Below are 23,637 nucleotides of genomic sequence, written 5' to 3'. Positions count from 1 at the left end.
GGCAAGTCGGCCCTGTTCAAGAACTTCGCGGGCCTGAACTCGATCCCGCTGGTCCTCGACACCMAGGACCCSGACGAGATCGTCGAGACCCTGATCCGGCTGCGCCCGAGCTTCGGTGCCGTCAACCTCGAGGACATCTCCGCGCCSCGCTGCTTCGAGATCGAACAGCGCGTCATCGAGGCSCTGGACTGCCCGGTCATGCACGACGACCAGCACGGCACCGCCATCGTCGTCCTCGCCGCGCTGAAGGGCGCGGTCAAGGTCCAGGACCGGGACATCCGCGGGTTGCGGGTCGTCATCTCCGGTGCCGGCGCCGCCGGCGTCGCCTGCGCGAACATCCTGCTCGCCGCCGGCATCGCGGACGTGACGGTGCTGGACTCGAAGGGCATCGTCTCGGCCGACCGCACCGACCTCAACGAGATCAAGGTCGACCTGGCCGCCCGCACCAACCCGGCCGCCCGCCGCGGCGGCGTCGTCGAAGCCCTCGACGGCGCGGACGTGTTCCTCGGTGTCTCCGCGGGCACCGTCCCGGAGGAGCTGATCGCGACCATGGCGGAGAACTCCATCGTGTTCGCGCTGTCGAACCCGGACCCGGAGATCCACCCCGACGTCGCCCGCAAGCACGCGGCGATCGTCGCGACCGGTCGCAGTGATTTCCCGAACCAGATCAACAATGTGCTCGCCTTCCCCGGTGTGTTCAAGGGCGCGCTCGACGCCGGCGCCCGCCGCATCACCGAAGGCATGAAACTCGCCGCCGCCGAGGCAATCCTCTCGGTCGTCGGTGACGAGCTGGCTGTAGACAAGATCGTTCCCAGCCCGCTCGATCCTCGCGTCGCCCCCGCTGTCGCGGAGGCAGTCGCCGCCGCTGCTCGCGCAGAAGGCGTCACCGGCTAGCGAGAATCCGTCGAGCACCCCGATCCGGAACCCGCACCCACGGTTCCGGTGTCGGGGTGTTTGCCGTTGTGGGAGAACTCGTTACGACGCGCGCTCGGCGATCTGTTCGGCGCTCGGATTCCGTCGCAGGCGGCCGGTTCCCGGAACGGACGCCCACACCGCCAGCGCGAGCAACCCGTCCACGACGAGAGCCAGAATCGTCACCAGCAGCGCGCCGACGAGCACCCGGTCGTACTGGCGCAGGGCCAGTCCGTCGAAGATGTAGCGGCCCAGGCCGCCGAGGTTGACGTACGCGGCCACCGTTGCGGTCGCGATGATCTGCAGGGTGGCGTTGCGCAGCCCGCCGAGCATGAGCGGCAGCGCATTCGGGGCCTCGACCCTCGTGAGGACCTGCCATTCGGTCATCCCCATCGCGCGGGCGGCGTCCACGACCGTCCGGTCGACATTCGCGACACCCGCATACGTGCCCGCGAGGACCGGCGGGATCCCGAGGATCACCAGGGCCAGGATCGGTGGGATCAGACCCAGCCCGAGCAGGAGCACCAGGAACGTCAGCAGGCCCAGCGTCGGCAGCGACCGAAGTGCGTTGACGAGACCGACCACGACCACGTCACCCTTGCGCAGATGTCCGATGATCAGACCGATCGGCACCGCCACCACCGCGGACAGTGTGACCGCCAGAAAGCTGTACCAGAGGTGTTCGAGGATGCGGGCGCCGATTCCGGTGCTGCCCGACCAGTTACCCGGGTCGACGATGTACTCCCACGCGCCGCCGAAGATGTTCACGAAGCCTCCTCCGGCGCGGGGGCCGTCGACTGTCCCGCGACCAGCGGTGCGCGCCGGACCCTCTGCTGCCGGGTCCACGGTGTCAGTGCCCGGCCGACGAGGAACAGCAGCAGGTCGAACGCGAGGGCCAGCACGACGATCGAGATGATCCCCGCCAGGATCTGATCGGGGTAGTCCCGCTGGTAGCCCTGCGTGAACAGGGTGCCGAGGCCGCCGATCCCGATCAGCGAACCCACCGACACCAGCGAGATGTTGGTCACCGCCACCACTCGGACGTTCGCAATGAGAACGGGCAGTGCGAGCGGCAATTCGACGGTCAGCGCCCGGCGGAGGCGCGTGAAACCCATCGCGGTGGCGGAGTCGACGACGTCCGCGGGAACGGAGTCGAGAGCCTCGGGAACGGCGCGGATGAGCAGTGCCGTGGAGTAGATCGTCAGCGCGATCACCACATTGAGCGGGTCCAGGATCTGCAGTCCGAAGACGGAGGGGATCGTCACGAACAGTGCCAGCGACGGGATCGTGAACGCGATGCCCGCCACGATCAGCGTGATCTTTCGCAGCCAGGAAGCACCCCGGATCGCCGTGCCCACCGGAACCGCGATGAGCAACCCGATCAGCAGCGGAACCAGTGCGAGATAGAGATGGGTCTTCGTCAGGTCGACGACGACCGAGAAGTTGTCGATGAGCCAGCGCACGCGATCACGGCCCGTCCGGGGTCGCCTGCTGGGCGGTGAAATAGTGCTCACCCCGCGCGTGGTCCTCCGCCGCCCGCTGCTCGGCCAGCTTCGCGATCACTTCGGAGCCGAGGATGCCGCCCGAGACCGCACCGTCCGCGTCGACGGCCACCCCGATGCCCGACGGCGAAGAGATCGCCGCGTCCAGTGCCTGCCGCAGGTCGGCACCGGGGGTGAAGAGCGATCCGCCCGCCGCAGTGCATTCGGAGACGGGCCGACCGGCCCGCGCCCCCTCGACGCCGGTGACGTCGATCCACCCCCGCGGCACGCCCGCGTCGGTGACGACGAGGACCCATTCACTCTGTTCGAGGCGCAGCCCGGGCAATTCGTTCTCGGTCGCCGTCCGCAGGGTGTGCAGCGGAACCTGATCTGCCGTCCGGAACGACAGCCCCCGGTACCCGCGGTCACGACCCACGAACGAGGCGACGAAATCGGTGGCGGGCGCCGACAGCACCGTGTCGGGTGCATCGTACTGCTGCAACCGGCCGCCCGGCCCGAAGACCGCCACCCGATCACCGAGTTTGACGGCCTCGTCGATGTCGTGGGTGACGAACACGATCGTCTTGCGCATGTCGGCCTGCAGCCGCTGCATCTCGGCCTGCAGATCTTCGCGGACAACGGGATCGACGGCGCTGAACGGTTCGTCCATCAGCAGGATCGGCGGATCGGCGGCCAGCGCCCGGGCGACCCCGACGCGTTGTTGCTGGCCGCCGGAGAGCTGGCCGGGATAGCGGGAGGCCAGCGCCGGGTCGAGTCCGACGCGTTCGAGCACCGCCAACGCGGCCTTGCGGGCGTTGCGCCTCGAGTCGCCGCGCAGCACCGGCACGGTCGCGACGTTGTCGACCACCGTGCGGTGCGGCAACAGTCCCGCGCTCTGGATCACGTAGCCGATGCCGAGGCGAAGCTTCACCGCGTCGGTCCGGGCTATGTCGCGGCCGTCGACCGTGATGGTCCCAGTGGTTGGGGTGATCATCCGGTTGATCATCCGCATCGACGTGGTCTTGCCGCAGCCGGACGGCCCCACGAAGACCGTGAACGATTCGGCCTCGATCTGCAGGTCGAGGCCGTCGACCGCCGTCGTGCCGTCCGGGTACTGCTTGGTGACTCCCGAGAATGTGATCACGGCAGCCTCCTCACGAGACCGGCTTGTCGAGCCCCTGGTCCGTCACCCACTGCTTCGCGGCCGCCGCCGGCTCGGTCTTCGCATCACCCGAGACGGAATTGTTGAGCGCGACAAGCTCTTCGGTGGTCAGCTTCGCGGACAGAGCGTCGAGGGCGCGGGTCAGCTTGTCGGAGGACTTGGTGGTGCGCAACACCGGGACGACGTTCTGCGCCGCGAAGTTGTTCAGTGGGTCCGCGAGCACCACGAAACCGTTCTCTGCGATCGCCGGAGACGTGGTGAAGATGTCGGCGGCCGTGATCTGTCCCGACGCGAGAGCGTCCACCGTGGCCGGACCGCCGCCGTCGGCGATCGGGACGAAGTTGTCGGGCGTGATGTCGAGGCCGTACTTGGCCTTCAGGCCGGGCAGGCCACCGGGACGTTCCTGGAATTCGGCCGGTGCGCCGAACTTCACCTCGTTCGAGTGTGCCGCCAGATCCGCGATGGAGGTGAGGTTCCAGCGCTGCGCCGTCTCCTTCGTGACGACGACGGCGTCCTTGTCCTCCGCGGGGGCCGGGGTGGTGATCGTCAGTTCCGGCCCCAGCGCGGCAGGCAGCGCCGCGTCGACGTCGGCGGCGCTCGTGGCGGTGGAATCCGGGTCGAGATACTGCAGGAGGTTGCCCGTGTAATCGGGGATGACGTCGATCGACCCGTCCTTCAGTGCGGGAATGTAGGCCTCACGGGAGCCGATGTTGAACTTCGTCGTCACGTCGAACCCGTTGGCGCGGAGCACCTCGGTGTAGATGTTCGCCACCGTCTCCGATTCGGGGAAGTTCGCCGATCCCACGATGATCGCGTTCGGGTCGTCACCGGAGCCTTCGCCGCCGCCGGACAGGGGGTCGGATCCGCCGCCACCGCACGCCGCGAGCGACACGACGGCGACCGTCGCGAGAGCGATACTGCCCACGGAGCGGCGGGTGAAGCCCGACAGAATTCGTGAGGTGCGCATGAGCGTCCTTCCCGTTGTCACCGGCGCCGGACCTGCCGACGGAAAGCCGGTGGACGCGTGTCCGCGCCATCGGTTGGCCAGTGTAACGATAGGGGCGGACAGAGCACGGTTTTCGGCCGGCTCGAGGTAAACGAAAGGCGCGACGTGGCACACACACGCACAGACGAATCGGCCGGGCGCCCGGCGGCGTGGTCCCGGGCACTGATCGCCGCGTCCGCGCTGCTACTGGTCGCGGGGGCAGCGTCCGGGTGCGCCGGTGGCGACAGAACCCTCGACGGTGCCGCGGGACAGGGGCAGGGCCAGATCGTGGTGGGTGCGGGCGACGGTGCGGAGAGCCGCATCCTCGCCGAAATCTATGCGGGTGCCCTGCGTTCGACGGGCGCGCCGGTCACCACCGACGACGGCCTCGGTGACCGGACCGCCTATCTCGGGCAACTCGATGCCGGAAGCGTCACGCTGGTGCCGGAGTTCACGGGCCGGCTGCTGCGCTATTACGACCCCGAGTCGACGGAAACCGAACAGGACGACGTGTTCGAGGCGTTGAGTAAGGCTCTGCCGCAGGGGCTTTCGATCTCCGACTTCGCCGCCGCCGAGGACAGGTCGGCGCTGGCGGTGACTCCGCAGATATCCGAACAGCTCGGTCTCACCACGCTGGACGACCTCGTTCCCTCGTGCGGAAAGAGCACCGCCGTCCTCGCCCCGGCGTTCGAGGCCGATGCTCTCGCCGGCCTCACCGGGTGCACGTTCGCGCAGACGACGAGGGTGGCCGACGACGCCGCCGCGCTCGGTGAACTCGCCGTCCCCGCACCGGCGGGCGGAGCCGTGGTGGCCGGTGTGACCACGTCGTCGCCCGACGTCGCGGACACGGATCTGGTGCTGCTGTCCGACGACGAACACGTGTTCACCGCGCAGAACGTGGTGCCGCTGTTCCGGATCGGGACCCTGAGCGAAGCCCAGCTGAAGGCGCTGAACGTCGTGGCGGGTGAACTGACGACCGCGGACCTGGCCGACATGATCGGCCAGGTCCGCGGTGGTGCCGATTCAGCCGACGTGGCGCGGGTGTGGCTGGACTCCCATCTGTGAACCCAGGAACGCCCCGAGTTCCGCGACCGCGTCCGCGGCCTCGCGGACCAGGGACGCCTGCAGATGGGCGACGTGCCACAGCCGGGCGTACTCGGTGAGCGTGACGTCCACCTTCGACTCGTTCAGCTTGTCGACGAACTCCATTATCTGCGGGTAAAGCACCTCGTCCACCCCGACGTGTATCAACGTCGGCGGCAGTCCCGCCAGATTTCCCTGCAACGGTGCGTAACCCGGATCCCGCGCGTCTCCGTTGCCCAGGTACTTCTCGGCGGCGTCGAACGACCACGCGGTGTTGACGACGAGATCACGGTCCCGGGACGTGTCGCGCCTGCCGGGATCGACCCACGGGGAGATCAACGCCAACGCCGCGGGAGTCACGCCGTGCCGATCGATCAGGCGTCGTGCGGTGGCGACGGTCAGGCCACCACCCGCCGAATCGCCCGCGATGGCGAGTTGCTCTGTCTTGTAACCGTGTTCGGTGTTCAGCTCCATGTACGCGGCGACGGCGTCCTCGAGCCCGGCCGGAAACGGATGTTCCGGAGCCAGCCGGTAGTCGAGGGTGTAGACGACGCAACCGGATTTTCGGGCGATGTGGGCGGCCAGCGATCGGTGGGTGGCGAGCGAACCGATCGTGTACGCACCGCCGTGCAGGTAGAGGACAGCGGTCCGGCGTTCGGTGGCTCCCACCGTGATCCGCTCCGCGGGCCTCCCGGCCAGGACGGTCGGGCGGACGACGGCACCGGCGGGCACCTGCTGCAGTGGAGCACCCACGTCGAGAAGGGTCCGCTGCACCGAGTACGGAAGCCGTGCGTTGAGGCTGAGGCGGTAGAACGGCCGGAGGGCCGTCGCGACGACCGGCAGCGGCAGGTGGAAGCTCATCGGTACCTCAGTTCGACTTGGGGAGGACGCGTCCGGCGACGAGGGCAACCACCCGCTGGTAGCTCGGTCCGACGAGCCGCACCCAGGCGTCGAGGAACTTGGCGTCGGCGCCGATCAGCACGCGCGCCTTGCCCTTACGGACGCCGGTCACGATGGTCTCCGCCGCCGCTTCCGGAGTGGTGCGTGCCAGCTTCTGGTCGAAGAACTTTGCGAACGTGTCGAGATCCTCGCCCGGTCCCGCGGTGGCGTTGCGGGCGATGGCCGTCTTGATGCCGCCGGGATGCACACACGTCACCTTCACGGGATGCTTGGCGATCAGCATCTCCTGGCGCAGCGACTCGGTGAAACCGCGCACGGCGAACTTCGCCGAGTTGTACGCGCTCTGGCCGGGCATGGACAGCAGTCCGAACAGGCTCGAGACGTTCACGACGTGACCGTCGCCCGACGCGATGAGATGCGGCAGGAACGCCTTGGTGCCGTTGACGACTCCCCAGAAGTCCACGTCCATGATCTTCTCGATGTCCTTGAACTCGGACTTCTCGAACTCACCGTGGTAGGCGATGCCGGCGTTGTTGTACACCTGGTTGATCTTGCCGAAGTGGGCCCGCACCTCGTCGGCGTACGCGAGCACCGCCTCGCGCTGGGTGACGTCAAGGTGATCGGACTTGACCTCGGCGCCCAGCGCCTCCGCCTGGCGTGCGGTCTCGGCGAGTCCGACCGTGTCCATGTCCGAGATCGCCAGCCGGGCGCCCCGGCGCGCCAGATCGAGGGCGAGCGCCCTGCCGATGCCGGAGCCGGCCCCGGTGATCACGACTACCTTGCCTGCGAACTCGCTCACTGTGCTGTCACCTTGTCGTCGTCGAGGTCGATCTGCGCCGGGATGGCGGCGGATCCGGGGGTCTTTCCGTTTACGTGCACGGGCGCAGGCAGATCGGCGGTGGCCACGCTGTCGTACGCGGTGAGATCGAAGCGCCTGGTCTCGTTCCGGAACTGGAACGTGAAGCCCGGCCACAGGGTGGTGTTGTTGCCGTGCTTGTCGAGGTACCAGCTCGCGCACCCGCCGTTGTTCCAGACGCTGTGTGACAGCTTCTCCTGGAGGTCGGCGTTGTACCGGTCCTGGGCGTCCTGACGGACCTCGATCTTGCCGATACCGTACTTGTCGATCGTCTGCAGGGCGTCGACGAGGTAGTTGAGCTGCGACTCGATCATGAAGACCATCGAGGTGTGGCCCAGGCCCGTGTTCGGGCCGACCAGGAAGAACATGTTGGGGAAGTTCGCGATCGCGGCGCCCTTGTAACCCTGCTGCCCGCCCTCGTCGAAGACCGCGGCGAGCGAGCGGCCGTCCTTGCCGAAGATGCCCTCGAACGTGGGGGAGTCGGTGACGTGGAAACCGGTGGCGACGACGATGGCGTCGACCTCGCGGACGGTGCCGTCCTTCGAGATCACCGAGTTCGCCGTGACCTCGGCGATGCCGTCGGTCACCAGGTCGACGTTGTCCTGCGCGAGGGTGGGGTAGTAGTTGTTCGAGATGAGCATGCGCTTGCAGCCGATCTGGAAGTTCGGCGTCACCTTCTTGCGCAGAGCCTTGTCCTTGATCTGACGGCGCAGGTGGCGCTCGGCCGCGAGCTGCAGCGGCTTCATGAAGACGGGGGCCTTCGCGAGTCCGACGACCTGGCTCTCGCGCATCCAGTAGATGCCGGTGCGGCACAGCTTCTGGAAGCCGGGGAGGTATTTGAACGCGGTGTGCTCGAGCGTCGTGTACTCGCGATCCGCCCGGGGGAGGATCCACGGCGCCGTGCGCTGGTACACGTCGAGGTGCGACACCTTCTTGCCGATGGCGGGCACGATCTGGATGGCCGAGGCGCCGGTGCCGATGACGGCGACGCGCTTGCCCGTCAGGTCGGCGTCGTGGTTCCAGCGGGCGGAGTGGAAGATCTCGCCCTCGAAGCCTTCGATGCCCTTGATGTCGGGGAGGGACGGCTCGCACAGTGCGCCGACCGCGGAGACGACCACCTTCGCGACGAAGTTCCCCTTGGTGGTGCTGACCTCCCAGCGAGTGGTCGACTCGTTCCAGTGGGCGGACTGCACGTCACAGCCGAAGAGGTGCTTGTCGCGCACCTTGTACTTGTCCGCCACCGACTGGATGTACTTCTGGATCTCGGGCTGCGTCGAGAACGACCGGGTCCACTCCGGGTTCAGCGCGAACGAGTAGGAGTACAGATGTGAGGGAACATCGCACGCCGCACCCGGGTACGTGTTGTCTCGCCACGTACCACCGACCTCGTTGCCGCGTTCGAGCACGAGGAAGTCGGTCTTGCCTGCCTGGGTCAGCTTGATCGCCGCGCCGAGGCCGGCGAACCCGCTGCCGATGATCAGTGTGTCGACGTGGCGGACACCTGCGGTGGGGGCGTAAGTATCTGTGACGGGGAGACTCATGTAAGAAACCATAGGGCGCTATTGAGGGGCAGTCAATAGCCTATTGACCTTCATTCAGTAGTCTTGTCCCATGGACGTTGTGAAGCGGACCCGTCTCAGCCCCGAACAACGGCGCGCCCAACTGATCGACCTCGGCGCCAAGATGCTGGCGGAGCGCCCGCTCGAGCAGATCTCCGTCGAGGACATCGCAGATCAGGCCGGTGTCTCCCGCGGCCTGCTGTTCCACTACTTCGCGTCGAAGCACGACTTCCACCTCGAGATCGTGCGGCACACCAGCAGCGAGATGCTCGCCCGCACCGCCCCCGACCCGTACGTCGTGGAGGCGCGCGATCCGATGCAGATCCTGCGCTCGGTGCTCGCGTCGTACGTCGATTACGTCACCGAGAACCGTGGCACGTACGTCTCGCTCCTGCGGGGAACGGCGAGCGGCGACCCGGACATGCGGGCCGTCTTCGAGCAGACCCGCGCCGTGATGTCCGAGCGGACCCTCGAACAACTGCCCGCGATCGGCATCGAGCCCACCCGGGCGGTCGAACTCGCCGTCCGGGGCTGGATCGCCTATGTCGAGGAAGTCACGATTTCCTGGTTGCGCGACCCGCACCTGACCCGCGAAGAACTGATCGAACTCAACGTTCAGGCCCTTCCCGCGCTGGCCATTGCCGCCGCGCCCGAGATCGCCGCCGCGCTCGTGTCGGCCACGACGACCTGACACCCCTACTACCCCGACGCCGAAGCGGACGCACTCGTTGTGGGTAGCCGCTCCCGTTTTCGGGCGCGAAAAGTTGCGCGTGTGCAGAGAAGTGGTGCATGCGGCCGGGCCCCGGCGTGACCGGGCTACAGATGCCGCAGGAAGGAGAGTTCCCAGATCTCCGCGCCCGGCGCCGCGGCGAGCAGGGGAGAGTGCGTCGCCATGATCACTTGCGAACCCTCCTCGGCCAGATCCGCGAGGACGCCGAGCAACGCCACGCACGACTGAAACGACAGCGCGGCCTCGGGCTCGGGCTCGGGCTCGTCCAGGATCCACAACCCCACGCCGATCGGAGGGTCGGCGACGTACCGCAGGAACGACTGGCCGTGCGAGAGCGTGTTGAACGATTGATCGCCTTCGCGGGGACGTGACTCGTCGGCCGCCCCGAACAGCGCATGCATCGACTCGGCCCGCAGGAAACACCCGCCGTACGGCCGCGGCCGGGCGCCGATACGTGTGAGGTGGCGACCGAGGTCCAGGTACCACGAAGCCGGGTCGAGTCCACTCCGTGGAGTGAACTCGACCCGGCTCAATGGCAGATCAGTCAATCAGACGCTCAGCTGAACGCTTCAGCCGTTTCACGCCCCTCAGCCGAAGGCTTCATCGATGATCTCCTGCTGTTCCACAGCGTGCACCTTGCTCGAACCCGAGGACGGTGCCGACATCGAACGACGCGAGATGCGCTTGATTCCGGACAGCTTGTCGGGCAGCAACTCGGGCAGAGCCAGACCGAAGAACGGCCACGCACCCTGGTTCGCCGGCTCCTCCTGAACCCACCGGAATTCGGTGGCGTTCGGGTAGCGGTCCAGCGTCTCGCGGAGACGACGGCTCGGAACCGGGTACAGCTGCTCGATGCGGACGATCGCGATGTCCTCGCGGTTATCCTTCTGCTTCTTCGCCAGCAGCTCCCAGTACAGCTTGCCGCTGACGAGGAGGACCCGGCGAACCTTGTCGCGTTCGGCGTTGCCCGTCTCGTACGTGGGCTCCTCGAACACCGAGCGGAACTTGCCGGTGGTGAAGTCCTCGACGTCGGAGACCGCGGCCTTGTTGCGCAGCATCGACTTCGGTGTGAAGACGACCAGCGGGCGGCGGATTCCGTCGAGCGAGTGGCGACGCAGCAGGTGGAAGTAGCTGGCCGGGGTGGACGGCACGGCCACGGTCATCGAACCCTCGGCGCACAACTGCAGGAAGCGCTCGATACGACCGGACGTGTGGTCGGGACCCTGACCCTCGTGACCGTGCGGCAGCAGCAGCACGACGTCGGACAGCTGGCCCCACTTGGCCTCACCGGACGAGATGAACTCGTCGATGATCGGCTGTGCACCGTTGACGAAGTCACCGAACTGCGCCTCCCACAGCACGAGCGCGTCCGGGTTGCCCACGGAGTAGCCGTACTCGAAGCCGACGGCCGCGAACTCGCTGAGCGCGGAGTCGTAGACCAGGAACTTGCCGGGGTTCTCGCTGCCCAGGTTCTGCAGCGGGATGTACTCGGCGCCCGTCTTGCGGTCGATGAGGACCGAGTGACGCTGCGTGAACGTGCCGCGCTTGGAATCCTGGCCGGACAGGCGAACCATCTTGCCCTGGTCGACCAGCGAACCGAACGCGAGCAGCTCGGCGAAGGCCCAGTCGATCTTCCCCTCGCGCGACATTTCGCGGCGCTTCTCGATGACCGGCTTGACGCGCGGGTGGACGGTGAAGCCCTCGGGCAGGTTGACGAACGCGTCGCCGATCCGCTCGAGCACCGACTCGTCGACCGACGTCTTCAGCTTCGTGGGCAGCACCTGGTCGAGCTCGACCGACTCACTGGGCTCCGGCGTGTACTTCTCGAGTTCGCGAACCTCGTTGAACACCCGCTCCAGCTGACCCTGGTAGTCGCGCAGGGCGTCTTCGGCTTCCTTCAGCGAGATGTCGCCACGGCCGATCAGGGATTCGGTGTAGCTCTTGCGGACGCTGCGCTTGGTGTCGATCACGTCGTACATCGCCGGCTGCGTCATCGAGGGGTCGTCGCCCTCGTTGTGACCGCGACGGCGGTAGCAGATCATGTCGATGACGACGTCCTTCTGGAACTTCTCCCGGAAGTCGACAGCGAGCTGGGCGACCCAGACACACGCCTCGGGGTCGTCGCCGTTCACGTGGAAGATCGGCGCGCCGATCATCTTCGCGACGTCGGTGCAGTATTCCGACGAACGGGAGTGCTCCGGGGCAGTGGTGAAACCGACCTGGTTGTTGACCACGATGTGCACGGTGCCGCCGGTGCGGTACCCGCGCAGCAGCGCCAGGTTCAACGTCTCGGCCACGACACCCTGACCGGCGAACGCGGCGTCGCCGTGCAGCATCAGCGGCAGGACGGTGAAGCCGTCCTCACCCTTGTCGAGGATGTCCTGCTTCGCGCGGACCAGGCCCTCGAGGACCGGGTCGACAGCCTCGAGGTGCGACGGGTTGGCCGTCAGCGACACGGTGATGTCGTTGTCACCGAACATCTGGATGTACGTGCCCTCGGCACCGAGGTGGTACTTCACGTCGCCGGAGCCGTGAGCGGCCGCCGGGTTCATGTTGCCCTCGAACTCCGTGAAGATCTTCGAGTACGGCTTGCCGACGATGTTCGCGAGAACGTTGAGGCGACCGCGGTGCGGCATGCCGATGACGACCTCGTCGAGCTGGTGCTCGGCGGCCTGGTCGATGACGGCGTCCATCATCGGGATGACGGACTCGGCGCCCTCGAGCGAGAAGCGCTTCTGGCCGACGTACTTGGTCTGCAGGAACGTCTCGAACGCCTCGGCGGCGTTGAGCTTGCTCAGGATGTACTTCTGCTGAGCGACCGTGGGCTTGACGTGGTGCGCCTCGACCCGGTCCTGCAGCCACTGCTGCTGCTCCGGCTCCAGGATGTGCGTGTACTCGACACCGACGTGGCGGCAGTACGCGTCGCGCAGCACGCTGAGCACGTCGCGCAGCTTCATCTTCTCCTGGGCGTGGAATCCGCCGACCTTGAACTCGCGGTCGAGGTCCCACAGCGTCAGGTCGTGCGTCGTGACGTCCAGGTCGGGGTGGCTCTTGAACTTGTCCTTGACGAACTGCAACGGGTCCGTGTCGGCCATCAGGTGGCCGCGGTTGCGGTACGCCGCGATCAGTTCGAGGACGCGGGTGTTCTTGTCGACCGCGCCTTCGGAGACGTCCTGGCGCCAGCGGACCGGCTCGTACGGAATGTGCAGCGAGTGGAAGATCTCGTCGTAGAACTCGTCGCTGATCAGCAGCTTGTGGATGGTCCGAAGGAAGTCGCCGGACTCCGCGCCCTGGATGATGCGGTGGTCGTACGTCGAGGTCAGCGTCATGAGCTTGCCGACGCCCATCTCGGCGATCTTCTCGTCGCTCGAACCCTGGAACTCCGCCGGGTACTCCATGGCGCCGGCACCGATGATGGCGCCCTGGCCGTTCATCAGGCGCGGCACGGAGTGCACGGTGCCGATGCCGCCGGGGTTGGTGAGCGAGATCGTGACACCCGAGAAGTCCTCGGCGGTGAGCTTGCCGTCACGCGCGCGCCGGACGATGTCCTCGTACGCGCTGTAGAACTGCGTGAAGTTGTGGGTGTCGGTGTTCTTGATCGCGGCGACGACGAGGGATCTGTTGCCGTCCTTGCCCGGCAGGTCGATGGCCAGGCCGAGGTTGGTGTGTGCGGGGGTGACCGCGTTGGGCTTGCCGTCGATCTCGGCGAAGTGCCGGTTCATGTTCGGGAACGCCTTGACCGCCTGCACGATCGCGTAACCCAGCAGGTGCGTGAACGAGATCTTGCCGCCGCGGGTACGGGCGAGGTGGTTGTTGATGACGATCCGGTTGTCGAACATCAGCTTCGCAGGGATGGCGCGAACACTGGTGGCGGTCGGAATGGCCAGCGATGCCGACATGTTCTTCGCGACGGCAGCAGCTGCGCCGCGGAGAACCTTCGACTCGTCGGCGGCAGGCGCGGGGGCGGACGCCTTCGCGTCCTTCGCCGGGGCGTCCTTTGCGGGTGCGGCCTTCTTGGGGGCCTCGGTCTTCGGGGCGGCAGCCTTCGGAGCTGCACCGTTGGGTGCAGTCTTGGCTGCGGCACCGTTGGCCGGCTTGGTCTGAGGCTGGGGTGCGGTCGCGGACTCGGAAACAGGGGGAGTCGAAGCCTTGGCGGAGGGAGCGGCAGCAGGTGCGGCGGTGGTGGTGCCGTTCGTGCCGCGTCCGTTGGCTGCGCCTGCCTTGGCGGCGGCTGCGTCGGGAGAATAATCCGTCAGGAATTCGTGCCAACTCGCGTCCACGGACGACGGATCGTCCTGGAAACGCTGGTACATTTCGTCAACCAGCCACTGGTTCTGTCCGAACTGGGATGTAGAGCTGCTGCTCACGGCAGGTGTTCGCCTCGTTTCTATTTCGGTACCCGATCAGAGCGCCTATATACATGAGACTAGCCCTCGCGTGTGACGTGTAGATCGCCAGGCCTGCACGTGTGAGCTGTCTCACGGCCAACCGATGGGGTCACCATCGATGACGGTTCTCGCCCCGCGATTATTCCCCGCCCCGGTCTCCGCCGCATCCCACAGTCCCGAATAGTGGCCACCGGCATAGCGCAGGGTGGCGTGCGATCCCGTTTCCACCACCCGGCCCTTGTCGATGACGAGGATCACATCTGCCCGGGCCGCGGTGGCCAGCCGGTGGGCCACCACCACCGACGTGCGGGTGCGTGTCACATGGCTGCTCGCCTCGAGAACTACCTGCTCGGTGGCCGGATCGAGCGTCGCGGTCGCCTCGTCGAGCAGCAGCAGATCGGGGTCGACCAGCTCGGCTCGGGCGAGCGCGATCAGCTGGCGCTGGCCCGCCGACAAACCCTGCCCGCGCTCGCCGATGGGGTGATGCATCCCACCCCGCAATTCGGCGATCGTGCCCAGTGCTCCGACCGCGCGGGCCGCGTTCTCGATCTCTTCCCGGCTCGCATCCGGGCGGCCGTACGCGATGTTGGTGGCGACGGTCCCGGTGAAGAGGTGGGCTTCCTGGGGGACGACGCCGAGCCGTCCGCGGTACTCGCCGAGTGGGTACCGGCGGAGATCCACGTCGTCGACGAGCACCGCCCCGGACGTCGGGTCGTAGAAGCGGGCGAGCAGCTTCACGATGGTCGACTTGCCCGCACCGGTCCGGCCGACGAGTGCGACGGTGGTGCCGGCGGGGATGTGCAGTTCGATGTCGGTGAGGGCGTCGCTGTCCGCGCCCTGATAGCGGAACCCGACGTCGCGCAGGCACAGCTCGCCGCGCAGATGCCCGTGGATCGGCTGGAGATCGTCACGGGAGGTCGCCCGCTCGATGGAGCTGGGTGTGCGGAGCAGGTCTCCGATCCGGAGCAGGCCCACACTGGCCTGCTGATACCCGTCGAACACCTGCGACAGCTGCTGGATGGGCCCGAACAGCAGCCCGAGGTACAGCACGAAGGCGACGAGGGTCCCTGTGGACGTGTGACCGCCCGCGACCTGGTGTGCACCGACGAACACCACGGCGGCCAGGGCGAGGTCCGACAGGTACGCGATGAACGGGAAGTACAGCGAGATCGCCCGCTGCGACCGCATCCGGCTGCGACGGTAGCTGTCGGCCCGCTCGGCGAACCGGCGGGCGGCGAACTCCTCGCGGCGGTATGCCTGGGCGGCGCGGAGCCCGGCGACGTTCTCCTGGAAGTCGGCGTTGACGAGGGAGATCCGCTCCCGCGAGACCGTGTACGCCACCGAGGAGATCCGGCGGAAGATCAGCGTCGCGACGAGGAGCGGCGGGATGACGGCGAGGGCCACCAGCGCGAGCGTGACGTTCGTGACGACGAGGGCGACCGAGATGCCGAGGACGGTCAGCACGCTCACCACAGCGGTGGACATCCCCGTCTGGATGAACGAGGACAGCGCGTCGACGTCGGTGGTCATCCGCGTCATGATGCGGCCGGACAGTTCGCGCTCGTAGTAGTCGAGCCCGAGCCGCTGCAGATGGGCGTAGCTGCGCACCCGCAACCCGAACAGCACCCGTTCTCCCGCTCGCGCGGTGAGCACCGTCATCAGGGCGACGACGAGCCAGCCGGCGACGACGAGCGCGACGCCCACCCCCGCGGCAGTCCAGAGCGTCGCGGCGTCCTGCGGGACGACACCGTGGTCGATCGCGTACCGGACGATGGACGGGAACGCGATCCCCGCCAGCGCGTCGAGCGCGAGGCAGACGACGACGGCCACGAGCAGGCCGCGGACGGGCCGCAGGATCCGCGACAGCCGGAAGTCGGGTTCGGGGAGGCGCAGGTTCCGCGTCTCGATGCCCGGGCTCTCGACGGCCGGCGGCAGCGCATTCACGGCGTCCCGGAGTTCGGGGGTGGCGGCCACGCTGCCCAGCGCTCCCGCCATCGGTCCGCCGCCGGCACGGCCGCCGGGGCCCGCGCCGGGGGCCGGGGTGCGGCCGGACGAGGCGGCCGCGACGGGTCCGTCCCATTCCTCGGCGTCCTCCGGCCACAACTCGGACTCGGACGGCACGCGCCGATACGGCATGGGGTCGCTCGGTGCGGGGACGCTGACGTCGATGGGGCCCGCGTTCTCGGCGGAGGCGAACAGTGCGCGGAAGAGCGGACACCGTTCGTCGAGTTCGGAGACCGTGCCGGAATCGACGATCCGTCCGCCGTCGAGAACGGCGACGCGGTCCGCGAGCGACAGCGTGGAGCGGCGATGCGCCAGTATCAGTGCCGTCCGGCCGTGGTTGGCGCGCAGTGCCTCGAAGATCGACGCCTCGGTGGTGGCGTCGACAGCGGACGTGGCGTCGTCGAGGATCAGCACCCGCGGGTCGGTGAGGAGTGCGCGTGCCAGCGCGATCCGCTGCCGCTGTCCGCCCGACAACGTGAGTCCGCGTTCGCCGACGACGGTGTCGTAGCCCTCCGGCAACGCGGAGACGAATTCGTCGGCGGCGGCCATGGCGGCGGCGGCGCGGATCTCCTCGGCGCTGGCGTCGGGCCTGCCGAGCGCGATGTTGGCCGCGATGGTGTCGGAGAAGAGGAAGGGTTCGTCGAACACGAGTCCGACCGCCTCACGCAACTGCTCGGCGCTCAGGGTGGACACGTCGAACGATTCGCCGCCGGACGTGAGGGACACCGAACCCGAGGACGGCGCGTAGAAGCGGGGGAGCAGCAGCGACAGTGCGGTCTTGCCGGAGCCGGCCATGCCGACCACCGCGACCGTCTCGCCGGGTGCGATCCGCAGGTCGAGCCCGCGATGGACGTGGCGCTCCGATTCGAACCCGAACGTCACCGAGCGCAGATCCACACCGAGCGGTCCGCCGGGCAGCGCGGTGGGGTGCGGTGGGTCCGCGACCTCCGGTTCGGCGTCGATCACCTCGTACACGCGCTCGACGGCGGCCCTGGACAGCTGGGCCATGATCACGACCGACGACAGGGTGCGGGTGACGCCGGTCATCGTGGCGACGTAGGTGGCGAAGGCGAGGAACGTGCCGATCGTGATGGTCCCGTGCAGTGCGAGGTAGCCGCCGATCGCGATGACGCCGACGAGGCCGAGTTGGGGCAGTGCCGCCATGGTCGGGGCGAAGCGCGCGTTGATCCGGGCGGCCCGCAGGCGTTCGGCGTACAGCGCCCGGCTGTGGTCCTCGAGTTGGTCGACGGCCCGGCGTTCCTGGCCGAAGCCCTTGACCACGCGGACACCGGTGACGGTTTCCTCGACGTGCTGCGCGAGGTCGGCCGCCCGCTGCTGCGCCGACCAGGTGGCCGCGAACAGCTTCGGTCGCATCGTGTACACGACGAGGCAGACCGCGGGAACGATCACCAGCGCGACGACGGTCAGCAACGGCGAGAGCCACGCCATGATCGCGAGGGCGAGGACGAATTGGAGCAGCGCTCCCGCCGACAGCGGGACCATTGCGAGCAGGCCCTGCACCAGCTGGAGGTCGGTGATGGACCGGGACACCACCTGGCCGGTGCGGATCTGATCCTGCCCCCGCCCGTCGAGCCGTTGCAGCGCGCCGAGCAGGCCCAGCCGCAGGTCGTGCTGGACGTCCAGGGACAGCTTGCCCGCGAGCATCCGGCGGCCGTACTGGCAGCCGAACCGCACGCACGCGAGCAGTGCGATGAGCAGTGCGGCGGTGCCGATCACCTGGGTGGCGCTACCGGAGCCCGCTGCGTCGACCGCGTACTTGGTGAGGAGGGGAAACGAGATATCGATGCCGGCGGCGATCACCGTCACGGTCAGGGCGCCGAGTGCGACGCGACGGTGCGCCCAGCACTCACCGCTCAGCCGTCGAATCCAGCCCGGCCGTGCCTGATCCCGCTCCAGCGTCTGTTCCCGTTCGATCACCGAACCGGACGCACTCTCACCTACCACTGGGTCCACGTTAGCGCCGGGTGCCGACAGGGCCGGTATCCGGCGCGGCGTCAGGTGATGTCGCGCTGCCGGGTGAGCGCCCAACCGCCTGCGACGAAGACCGCCGTCCACCCGAGCAGGGCGAGGGGTGCGGCAGGCCAGAGCGTCAGCCAGTCGATCTCGTTGCCTGCGGCCGCGTTGGCGACCGTCCCGAGGGTGGCGGACACGGGGAGGATGCCGCCGACGGAGCCGATGCCGATTCCGCTGAGGATCGAGCGGAGGATCATCTCGCCGAGGGTGTACCAGACGACGAGGGCGATGCAGCTTCCGACGGACGAGCCGGTGAGCATCGACACGCCGCCGCCGATGAGCGCCCAGAGTGTCGCGCAGATCAGGGCCGCCCCGAGCATCGCGAACAGGGATCCGCGCAGTTCGAAGGTGTCACCGCCGAACGTCAGCAGCAGGGCGACGCTGACCACCTCCACCACGAGGCAGTAGAAGAAGCCGAACGCCGCGGTGACGGCGAGCTTGGCGCCGATCACCCCGTCCCGGCCGCGGGCGGTGAGGAACGTGGTGGTGAGCGTCTTGTACCGGAATTCCGTGCCCACGTTGACCGCCCCGAACAGTGCGGCGAACAGGACGACGAGGGCGACGGCGACGGCCAGCCCGAACAGGGTGGCGGCGAGGTTGGCCTCGTTCGGATCGGCCTCGAACGCGTCGGTGAAGGCGCGCATCACCGGAAGGGTGATCGCGCTCGAGAACATTCCGACGATCAGCGGTGCCAGACCGAGCATCCACCAGAAACGCAATGTGGTGACCTTGCGGAATTCCGCGGTGAGCAGTGTTGTCATCGCGGACCTCCGGACATCGGACCCTGCTGGAGGTGTGCGGGTGGTGGGCCGTAGCCCGGTGGCGGGGCGTATCCCGGTTGCGCGGGGTAGCCGGGCGGCGGCCCGTAGCCGGGTTGCGGGGCGTAACCCGGTTGTGCGGGGTAGCCGGGCGGCGCGTACCCGGGCTGGGGAGCGTACGTCTGCGGCGGGCCGTACCCCGAGGGCGCGGCGGGGCTCGCCCCGGCGACGTACTGGCCCGCGGTCATCGACAGGAAGAGCTGCTCGAGGTCGATGTGATCGCCGACGGCCCCGAAGATCGTCACCCCGGCTCCCGCGGCGACGGACTCGACGAGTTCGAGGGACGCACCGACGACGGCGAGGCGCCCATCGGCGAGCGAGCGGGCGTCGACGATGCCCTTCGCGGCCAGGGCGGTCGCCAGCGCGGCCGGGCTCGACGACGCGACCAGCAACCGGCTCTGCTGCGACTTGCGCAACTCCTCCATGCGTCCCTGGTAGACGAGGGAGCCGCGGCTGACGATCACCAGATTGTCGACGGTCTGCTCCACCTCGCGGAGGATGTGGCTCGAAATCAGCACGGTGCGGCCGGATGCGGCGAAGCCCTTCAGGAATTCGCGCAGCCAGGCGATGCCCTCGGGGTCGAGCCCGTTGGCCGGTTCGTCGAGGATCAGGATCCGCGGATCACCGAGCAGCGCCGTCGCCAGCGACAGCCGCTGACGCATGCCGAGGGAGAAACCGCCCGCCTTGCGACCGGCGACGTCCTCGAGCCCGACGAGTGCGAGCACCTGGCGTGCGCGTGCGTCCGGAACGCGGATCGCGGACGCGTACACCTTCAGGTGGTCGAGTGCCGTCCGGTTGGGGTGCAGGCTCTGCGAGTCGAGGACGGCGCCGACCGTGCGCGCGGGGTCGACGAGGGAGCGGATCGGGACGCCGGCGACCGTGGAGGTGCCGGACGTCGGCTTCACGAGACCGAGGATCATCCGCAGCGTCGTGGTCTTGCCCGAGCCGTTGGGCCCGAGGAATCCGGTGATCGATCCCTGCGGCACGGTGAAGCCGAGGTCCGTGACCGCGTCGACGTTCTTGAAGCGTTTCGACAGCCCCCGCACCTCGATCGGCGCCGCGAAACTTCCCGGGATTACTGTGGTCAACCCGTCCTCCCCTGCCACAATCGAATGGAACTGTTCCGACCCTACTGGGCTGCCGTGCCGAGATTCACCAACTGCGTACAGGCGTCGCGACGGCGCTTGCTGACACCAATCGATTGGGGACGCACATGAGCAAGCACCACCATCATCACCAACGCGACGTCATCTCTCCCGCGTACACCGGGCGCCTCTCGGTCGACCCGTTTCCGGCGTTGCGGATGCCGGACGACGAAACCGATCCCGAGGCCACGTACCGGTTCATCCACGACGAGTTGATGCTCGACGGCAGTTCCCGGTTGAACCTGGCCACGTTCGTCACCACGTGGATGGATCCCGAGGCCGACAAATTGATGGCCGAGACGTTCGACAAGAACATGATCGACAAGGACGAGTACCCCGCGACGGCGGCGATCGAGGCCCGCTGCGTGTCGATGGTGGCCGATCTGTTCCACGCCCCCGACCTGTCGACCACCGACCCGGCCAGCGCCACCGGCGTCTCGACGATCGGTTCCAGCGAGGCGGTCATGCTCGGTGGGCTTGCGCTCAAGTGGCGGTGGCGGGCGAAGCAGGAAGCGGCCGGGAAGGACACTGCCCGGCCGAATCTGGTGCTCGGCAGCAACGTCCAGGTGGTGTGGGAGAAGTTCTGCCGGTACTTCGACGTCGAGCCCAAGTACCTGCCGATGGAGAAGGGCCGCTACGTCATCACGCCCGAGCAGGTGCGGGACGCGGTCGACGAAAACACCATCGGTGCGATCGTGATCGTGGGCACCACCTATACCGGGGAACTCGAGCCGGTGGCCGAGATCGCGGCAGCGCTCGACGCGCTCGCCGCGTCCGGCGGCCCGGACGTCCCGATCCACGTGGACGCGGCGAGCGGTGGCTTCGTCGTCCCGTTCCTGCAACCGGAGTTGTTGTGGGACTTCCGGGTTCCGCGCGTCGCCTCGATCAACGTGAGTGGTCACAAGTACGGGTTGACGTATCCGGGGATCGGGTTCGTGGTGTGGCGTGAGCGTGAGTACCTTCCCGAGGGGCTGGTGTTCCGGGTCAACTACCTGGGCGGCGACATGCCGACGTTCACCCTCAACTTCTCGCGGCCCGGTAATCAGGTGGTGGGCCAGTACTACAACTTCCTGCGGCTCGGCCGGAAAGGCTACCGGTCGATCATGGAGACGCTGCGCGACACCGCGGTCCGGGTCGGCAAGCGCATCGCCGAGCTCGAATACTTCACCCTCATCACGGACGGGACCGACATACCGGTGCTGTCGTTCGAACTGGTCGGCGACCCCGGGTTCACGGTCTTCGACGTGTCACACGAGATGCGGGCGCGGGGCTGGCAGGTGCCCGCCTACACGATGCCCGCCGACGCGGAGGACGTGGCGGTTCTGCGCATCGTCGTCCGCGAGGGCTTCAGCGCCGACCTGGGGACCCTCGTCGCCGAGGCGATCGAGGAAGTGTGCGCCGAACTCTGCGAGAAGGGCGGCGGGCGTTCGACGGAACAGCACTTCGCCCACTAGGTCACGCTTCGATCGCGCGGAGCTCGTCCGGCCAGCGGGCAGGCGCGGGACCGAATGCCTCCCGCGAGTTCTTGATGACGCCCTTGCCGATGGCCCGGTTGCCGGCGCCGCCGATGGCGGCGCCGATGCCGGCGGGCACGAGTTTGCCGAGGATCAGCGCGCTGCGGCGGGCGGCGTACTTGGTGATGAACTTGCGCACCAGCGTGCTGTTCATGCCCTTCATCGTGGGGCCGGGGATGCGGCTGGTGATGGCGCTGGCCCAGTTCTTCGCCGTCACACCGGTCGCCTTCTGGACGATCTCCATGCCCGATTCGCCGAGGGCCACCGAGAGGACCAGTGCGCGCCGCTGCTGATGGTCGGCGGCGGAGATGCCGTGCACCGACGCGACGGCGAGGGTGAGCAGCGCCGCCGCTTCCAGGAAGAACGCCGATTCGGCGCCCACCGCCGCGATGGAGGCGACAGTGCCGACCCCGGGAATGGCGGCGGTGGCGCCGACGGCGCTGCCGCTGCCCGTCACCGCCAGCAGGAACATCTTCTCCATGCGCTCGACGATCTGCGCGGGCGACTCACCGGGGTGCGAGCGCCGGACCCATTCGACGTACTTGGCCACCGCGGGCGCCTGGAGCCGGCTTCCGTTGTCGAGGACCGAGACCAGTACCTTCTCCACCGGTCCACCATTGCCAGCCATCGGGGCTCCCGTCTCGCCTAGTGCTTCGAGTGTGCTGGCACCGACTGTAGGTGAGCGAACGCCGTGGCCGCTGTCGGCGCCGTTGCCTAGGCTGGTGTCGTGAGCGTCGCCGACAGCGATACCGCGGTGTCGTCCGGGGCCTTCCGGCGCCCGGCCGCACCCCTGCGCGCCCTGGTCACGGGGTACGACGGCTACCGGCTCGCCGGGTTCGAGCCCGGCATCCATCTCGGTCTGCCCTCGCCCTGCCTGACGGTGATCGTGACGATCGACGAGCCCCTCGACATCGCAGCCCAGGCGGCGCCCGAGCAGGCGCCCGGTCGATACGACACGCTGGCCAGCGGCATCGCGACGGCACCGGTGACGATCCGGCACGACGGCAACCAGCACGGCGTCCAGCTGGCACTCAGCCCGCTCGGCGCCCGGGCGCTGCTGGGCGTGCCCACCGCCGCCCTGGGTGCGTGGGTCGTCGGCCTCGAGGACCTGCTCGGTTCCGATGCGGGGGAGTTGACGGAACGGCTGTCCCTCGAACCCGGCTGGGACGGGCGGTTCGCGATCCTCGACGAGATCCTCACGCGCCGCGCCGCGCCTGCGGAGATCGACCCGCATCTCACCCGCGCCTGGCACCTGCTCGTCGCCGGCGGCGGTGTCCGGGTCGGCGACGTCGCGCACGAGGTCGGCTGGAGCAGAAGGCATCTGGTGAACAGGTTCGTAGCGGAGTACGGCGTGACGCCCAAGGACGTGGTGCGGTTGTCCCGCTTCGATCGTGCGCACCGGATGCTCAAGGGGGCCGCCGGGGCGACACTCGCCGACGTGTCAGCGGTGTGCGGCTACTACGACCAGGCCCACATGGCGCGGGACTGGCGCGATCTCGCGGGAGTCCCGCCGTCGCGGTGGCGGGAGATCGACCCCTTCTCATTCGTCCAAGACCCCGACCCCGACGACGGTGCACGGTGATGTCATGACTACTTCGACGCAAACCACATGTGTGTGGCCCACGCTCGTCTACCGCGACGCGCGGGGCGCGATCCGCTTCCTCGTCGAGGCCTTCGGGTTCGCCGAGAAGGCGGTGTACGGCGAGGGCGACCGGGTCGATCACGCCGAACTCGGCTGGCCGAAGGGCGGCGGCATCATGCTCGGCTCACCCCGCGACGACTCGGTCATCAGCGACCTGCCGCCGGGGACGGGGTCGGTGTACCTCGTCGTCGACGACCCCGACGCACTCCACGCGCGCGCCGTGGCCGCCGGCGCCACGATCGTCGCCGGACTGAAGGACGAGGACTACGGCTCGCGCGGATTCACCTGCCGCGACCCCGAGGGCGTGTTCTGGAGTTTCGGCACCTACGCCGGCGCCTAGATCCGCCCGATCACACGCCGTGCCCGGCCGGGACCTCCTCGCCGGGCTTCGGCGGAGGCGGCGGGGTGCCGTCCCCGAACGGCC

At 68.2% G+C, this 23,637-nt stretch carries 19 protein-coding genes; 6 read left to right on the top strand and 13 right to left on the bottom strand.

The annotated features are described in order from the left end of the window. Nucleotides 1–894, top strand: an 894-nt coding sequence (locus AC1DWT_RS38785; protein ID WP_477924686.1) for an NAD(P)-dependent malic enzyme, incomplete at its 5' end; no start/stop codon positions are given. Nucleotides 895–975: 81 nt separating this feature from the next. Here the strand turns inward: AC1DWT_RS38785 and AC1DWT_RS38780 are convergent. From AC1DWT_RS38780 to AC1DWT_RS38765, 4 genes are read right to left on the bottom strand one after another with little or no spacing between them, the layout of a single operon-like run. Further along, nucleotides 976–1,680, bottom strand: coding sequence for an ABC transporter permease (locus AC1DWT_RS38780; protein WP_072948302.1), 705 nt, complete (start codon nucleotides 1,678–1,680; stop codon nucleotides 976–978). After that, nucleotides 1,677–2,375, bottom strand: a complete 699-nt coding sequence (locus AC1DWT_RS38775) for an ABC transporter permease (protein ID WP_072948304.1) — start codon at nucleotides 2,373–2,375, stop codon at nucleotides 1,677–1,679. Before AC1DWT_RS38775 ends, AC1DWT_RS38780 begins: the two co-directional genes overlap by 4 nt. A gap of 4 nt (nucleotides 2,376–2,379) precedes the next feature. Beyond that, nucleotides 2,380–3,537 (bottom strand): ABC transporter ATP-binding protein, encoded by a 1,158-nt coding sequence (locus AC1DWT_RS38770; RefSeq protein WP_206015136.1) that lies wholly within the window; start codon nucleotides 3,535–3,537, stop codon nucleotides 2,380–2,382. A gap of 10 nt (nucleotides 3,538–3,547) precedes the next feature. Then, complete coding sequence (locus AC1DWT_RS38765; RefSeq protein WP_206015137.1) at nucleotides 3,548–4,522, bottom strand: ABC transporter substrate-binding protein; 975 nt, start codon at nucleotides 4,520–4,522, stop codon at nucleotides 3,548–3,550. Nucleotides 4,523–4,666: 144 nt separating this feature from the next. Between AC1DWT_RS38765 and AC1DWT_RS38760 the strand changes: the two genes are divergently transcribed. Then, entirely contained in the window at nucleotides 4,667–5,605 is a 939-nt protein-coding gene (locus AC1DWT_RS38760; RefSeq protein WP_206015138.1) for an ABC transporter substrate-binding protein, read from the top strand. On the opposite strand, the gene AC1DWT_RS38755 is transcribed toward AC1DWT_RS38760, so the two are convergent. The 3 genes from AC1DWT_RS38755 to AC1DWT_RS38745 are packed head-to-tail and all read right to left on the bottom strand — an operon-like array spanning nucleotide 5,564 to nucleotide 8,920. Further along, nucleotides 5,564–6,484, bottom strand: a complete 921-nt coding sequence (locus AC1DWT_RS38755) for an alpha/beta hydrolase (RefSeq protein WP_477924682.1) — start codon at nucleotides 6,482–6,484, stop codon at nucleotides 5,564–5,566. The two genes, AC1DWT_RS38760 and AC1DWT_RS38755, sit on opposite strands and share 42 nt — an antisense overlap. 7 nt (nucleotides 6,485–6,491) lie before the next feature. Beyond that, entirely contained in the window at nucleotides 6,492–7,322 is an 831-nt protein-coding gene (locus AC1DWT_RS38750; protein ID WP_072948315.1) for an SDR family NAD(P)-dependent oxidoreductase, read from the bottom strand. Then, complete coding sequence (locus AC1DWT_RS38745) at nucleotides 7,319–8,920, bottom strand: flavin-containing monooxygenase (protein ID WP_095860983.1); 1,602 nt, start codon at nucleotides 8,918–8,920, stop codon at nucleotides 7,319–7,321. Before AC1DWT_RS38745 ends, AC1DWT_RS38750 begins: the two co-directional genes overlap by 4 nt. 70 nt (nucleotides 8,921–8,990) lie before the next feature. Here AC1DWT_RS38745 and AC1DWT_RS38740 point away from each other — a divergent pair, with 70 nt between their 5' ends. Continuing rightward, a complete protein-coding gene (locus AC1DWT_RS38740; protein ID WP_206015140.1) occupies nucleotides 8,991–9,629 on the top strand; it encodes a TetR/AcrR family transcriptional regulator in 639 nt (212 codons plus the stop codon). A 125-nt stretch (nucleotides 9,630–9,754) separates the two neighbouring features. Here AC1DWT_RS38740 and AC1DWT_RS38735 read toward each other — a convergent pair whose 3' ends face one another. The 5 genes from AC1DWT_RS38735 to AC1DWT_RS38715 form a co-directional block, all read right to left on the bottom strand. Then, nucleotides 9,755–10,216, bottom strand: coding sequence for a hypothetical protein (locus AC1DWT_RS38735; RefSeq protein ID WP_241031534.1), 462 nt, complete (start codon nucleotides 10,214–10,216; stop codon nucleotides 9,755–9,757). Between the two features lie 39 nt (nucleotides 10,217–10,255). Further along, nucleotides 10,256–14,035, bottom strand: coding sequence for a multifunctional oxoglutarate decarboxylase/oxoglutarate dehydrogenase thiamine pyrophosphate-binding subunit/dihydrolipoyllysine-residue succinyltransferase subunit (locus AC1DWT_RS38730; protein WP_072948322.1), 3,780 nt, complete (start codon nucleotides 14,033–14,035; stop codon nucleotides 10,256–10,258). Nucleotides 14,036–14,146: 111 nt separating this feature from the next. After that, complete coding sequence (locus AC1DWT_RS38725) at nucleotides 14,147–18,025, bottom strand: ABC transporter ATP-binding protein (protein ID WP_477924678.1); 3,879 nt, start codon at nucleotides 18,023–18,025, stop codon at nucleotides 14,147–14,149. A gap of 50 nt (nucleotides 18,026–18,075) precedes the next feature. Then, entirely contained in the window at nucleotides 18,076–18,855 is a 780-nt protein-coding gene (locus AC1DWT_RS38720) for an ABC transporter permease (protein WP_072948324.1), read from the bottom strand. Further along, nucleotides 18,852–20,000 (bottom strand): ABC transporter ATP-binding protein, encoded by a 1,149-nt coding sequence (locus AC1DWT_RS38715; RefSeq protein WP_095861082.1) that lies wholly within the window; start codon nucleotides 19,998–20,000, stop codon nucleotides 18,852–18,854. The genes AC1DWT_RS38720 and AC1DWT_RS38715 overlap by 4 nt, the downstream gene beginning before the upstream one ends. 125 nt (nucleotides 20,001–20,125) lie before the next feature. On the opposite strand from AC1DWT_RS38715, the gene gad reads away from it, so the two are divergent. After that, a complete protein-coding gene (gene gad, locus AC1DWT_RS38710) occupies nucleotides 20,126–21,511 on the top strand; it encodes a glutamate decarboxylase (protein ID WP_072948326.1) in 1,386 nt (461 codons plus the stop codon). Nucleotide 21,512: 1 nt separating this feature from the next. Here the strand turns inward: gad and AC1DWT_RS38705 are convergent, their stop codons facing one another. After that, on the bottom strand, nucleotides 21,513–22,199 hold the full coding sequence (locus AC1DWT_RS38705; protein WP_072948328.1) for a hypothetical protein: 687 nt from the start codon (nucleotides 22,197–22,199) through the stop codon (nucleotides 21,513–21,515). Between the two features lie 99 nt (nucleotides 22,200–22,298). Here AC1DWT_RS38705 and AC1DWT_RS38700 point away from each other — a divergent pair, with 99 nt between their 5' ends. Both AC1DWT_RS38700 and AC1DWT_RS38695 read left to right on the top strand, forming a co-directional pair. Beyond that, nucleotides 22,299–23,153, top strand: coding sequence for an AraC family transcriptional regulator (locus tag AC1DWT_RS38700; RefSeq protein ID WP_072948329.1), 855 nt, complete (start codon nucleotides 22,299–22,301; stop codon nucleotides 23,151–23,153). Between the two features lie 4 nt (nucleotides 23,154–23,157). After that, complete coding sequence (locus AC1DWT_RS38695) at nucleotides 23,158–23,553, top strand: VOC family protein (RefSeq protein WP_072948330.1); 396 nt, start codon at nucleotides 23,158–23,160, stop codon at nucleotides 23,551–23,553. Nucleotides 23,554–23,637: the final 84 nt, after the last annotated feature.

Source organism: Rhodococcus sp. P4_B6 (genome assembly GCF_056402215.1).
This window is presented reverse-complemented; position numbering and strand designations above follow the sequence as displayed.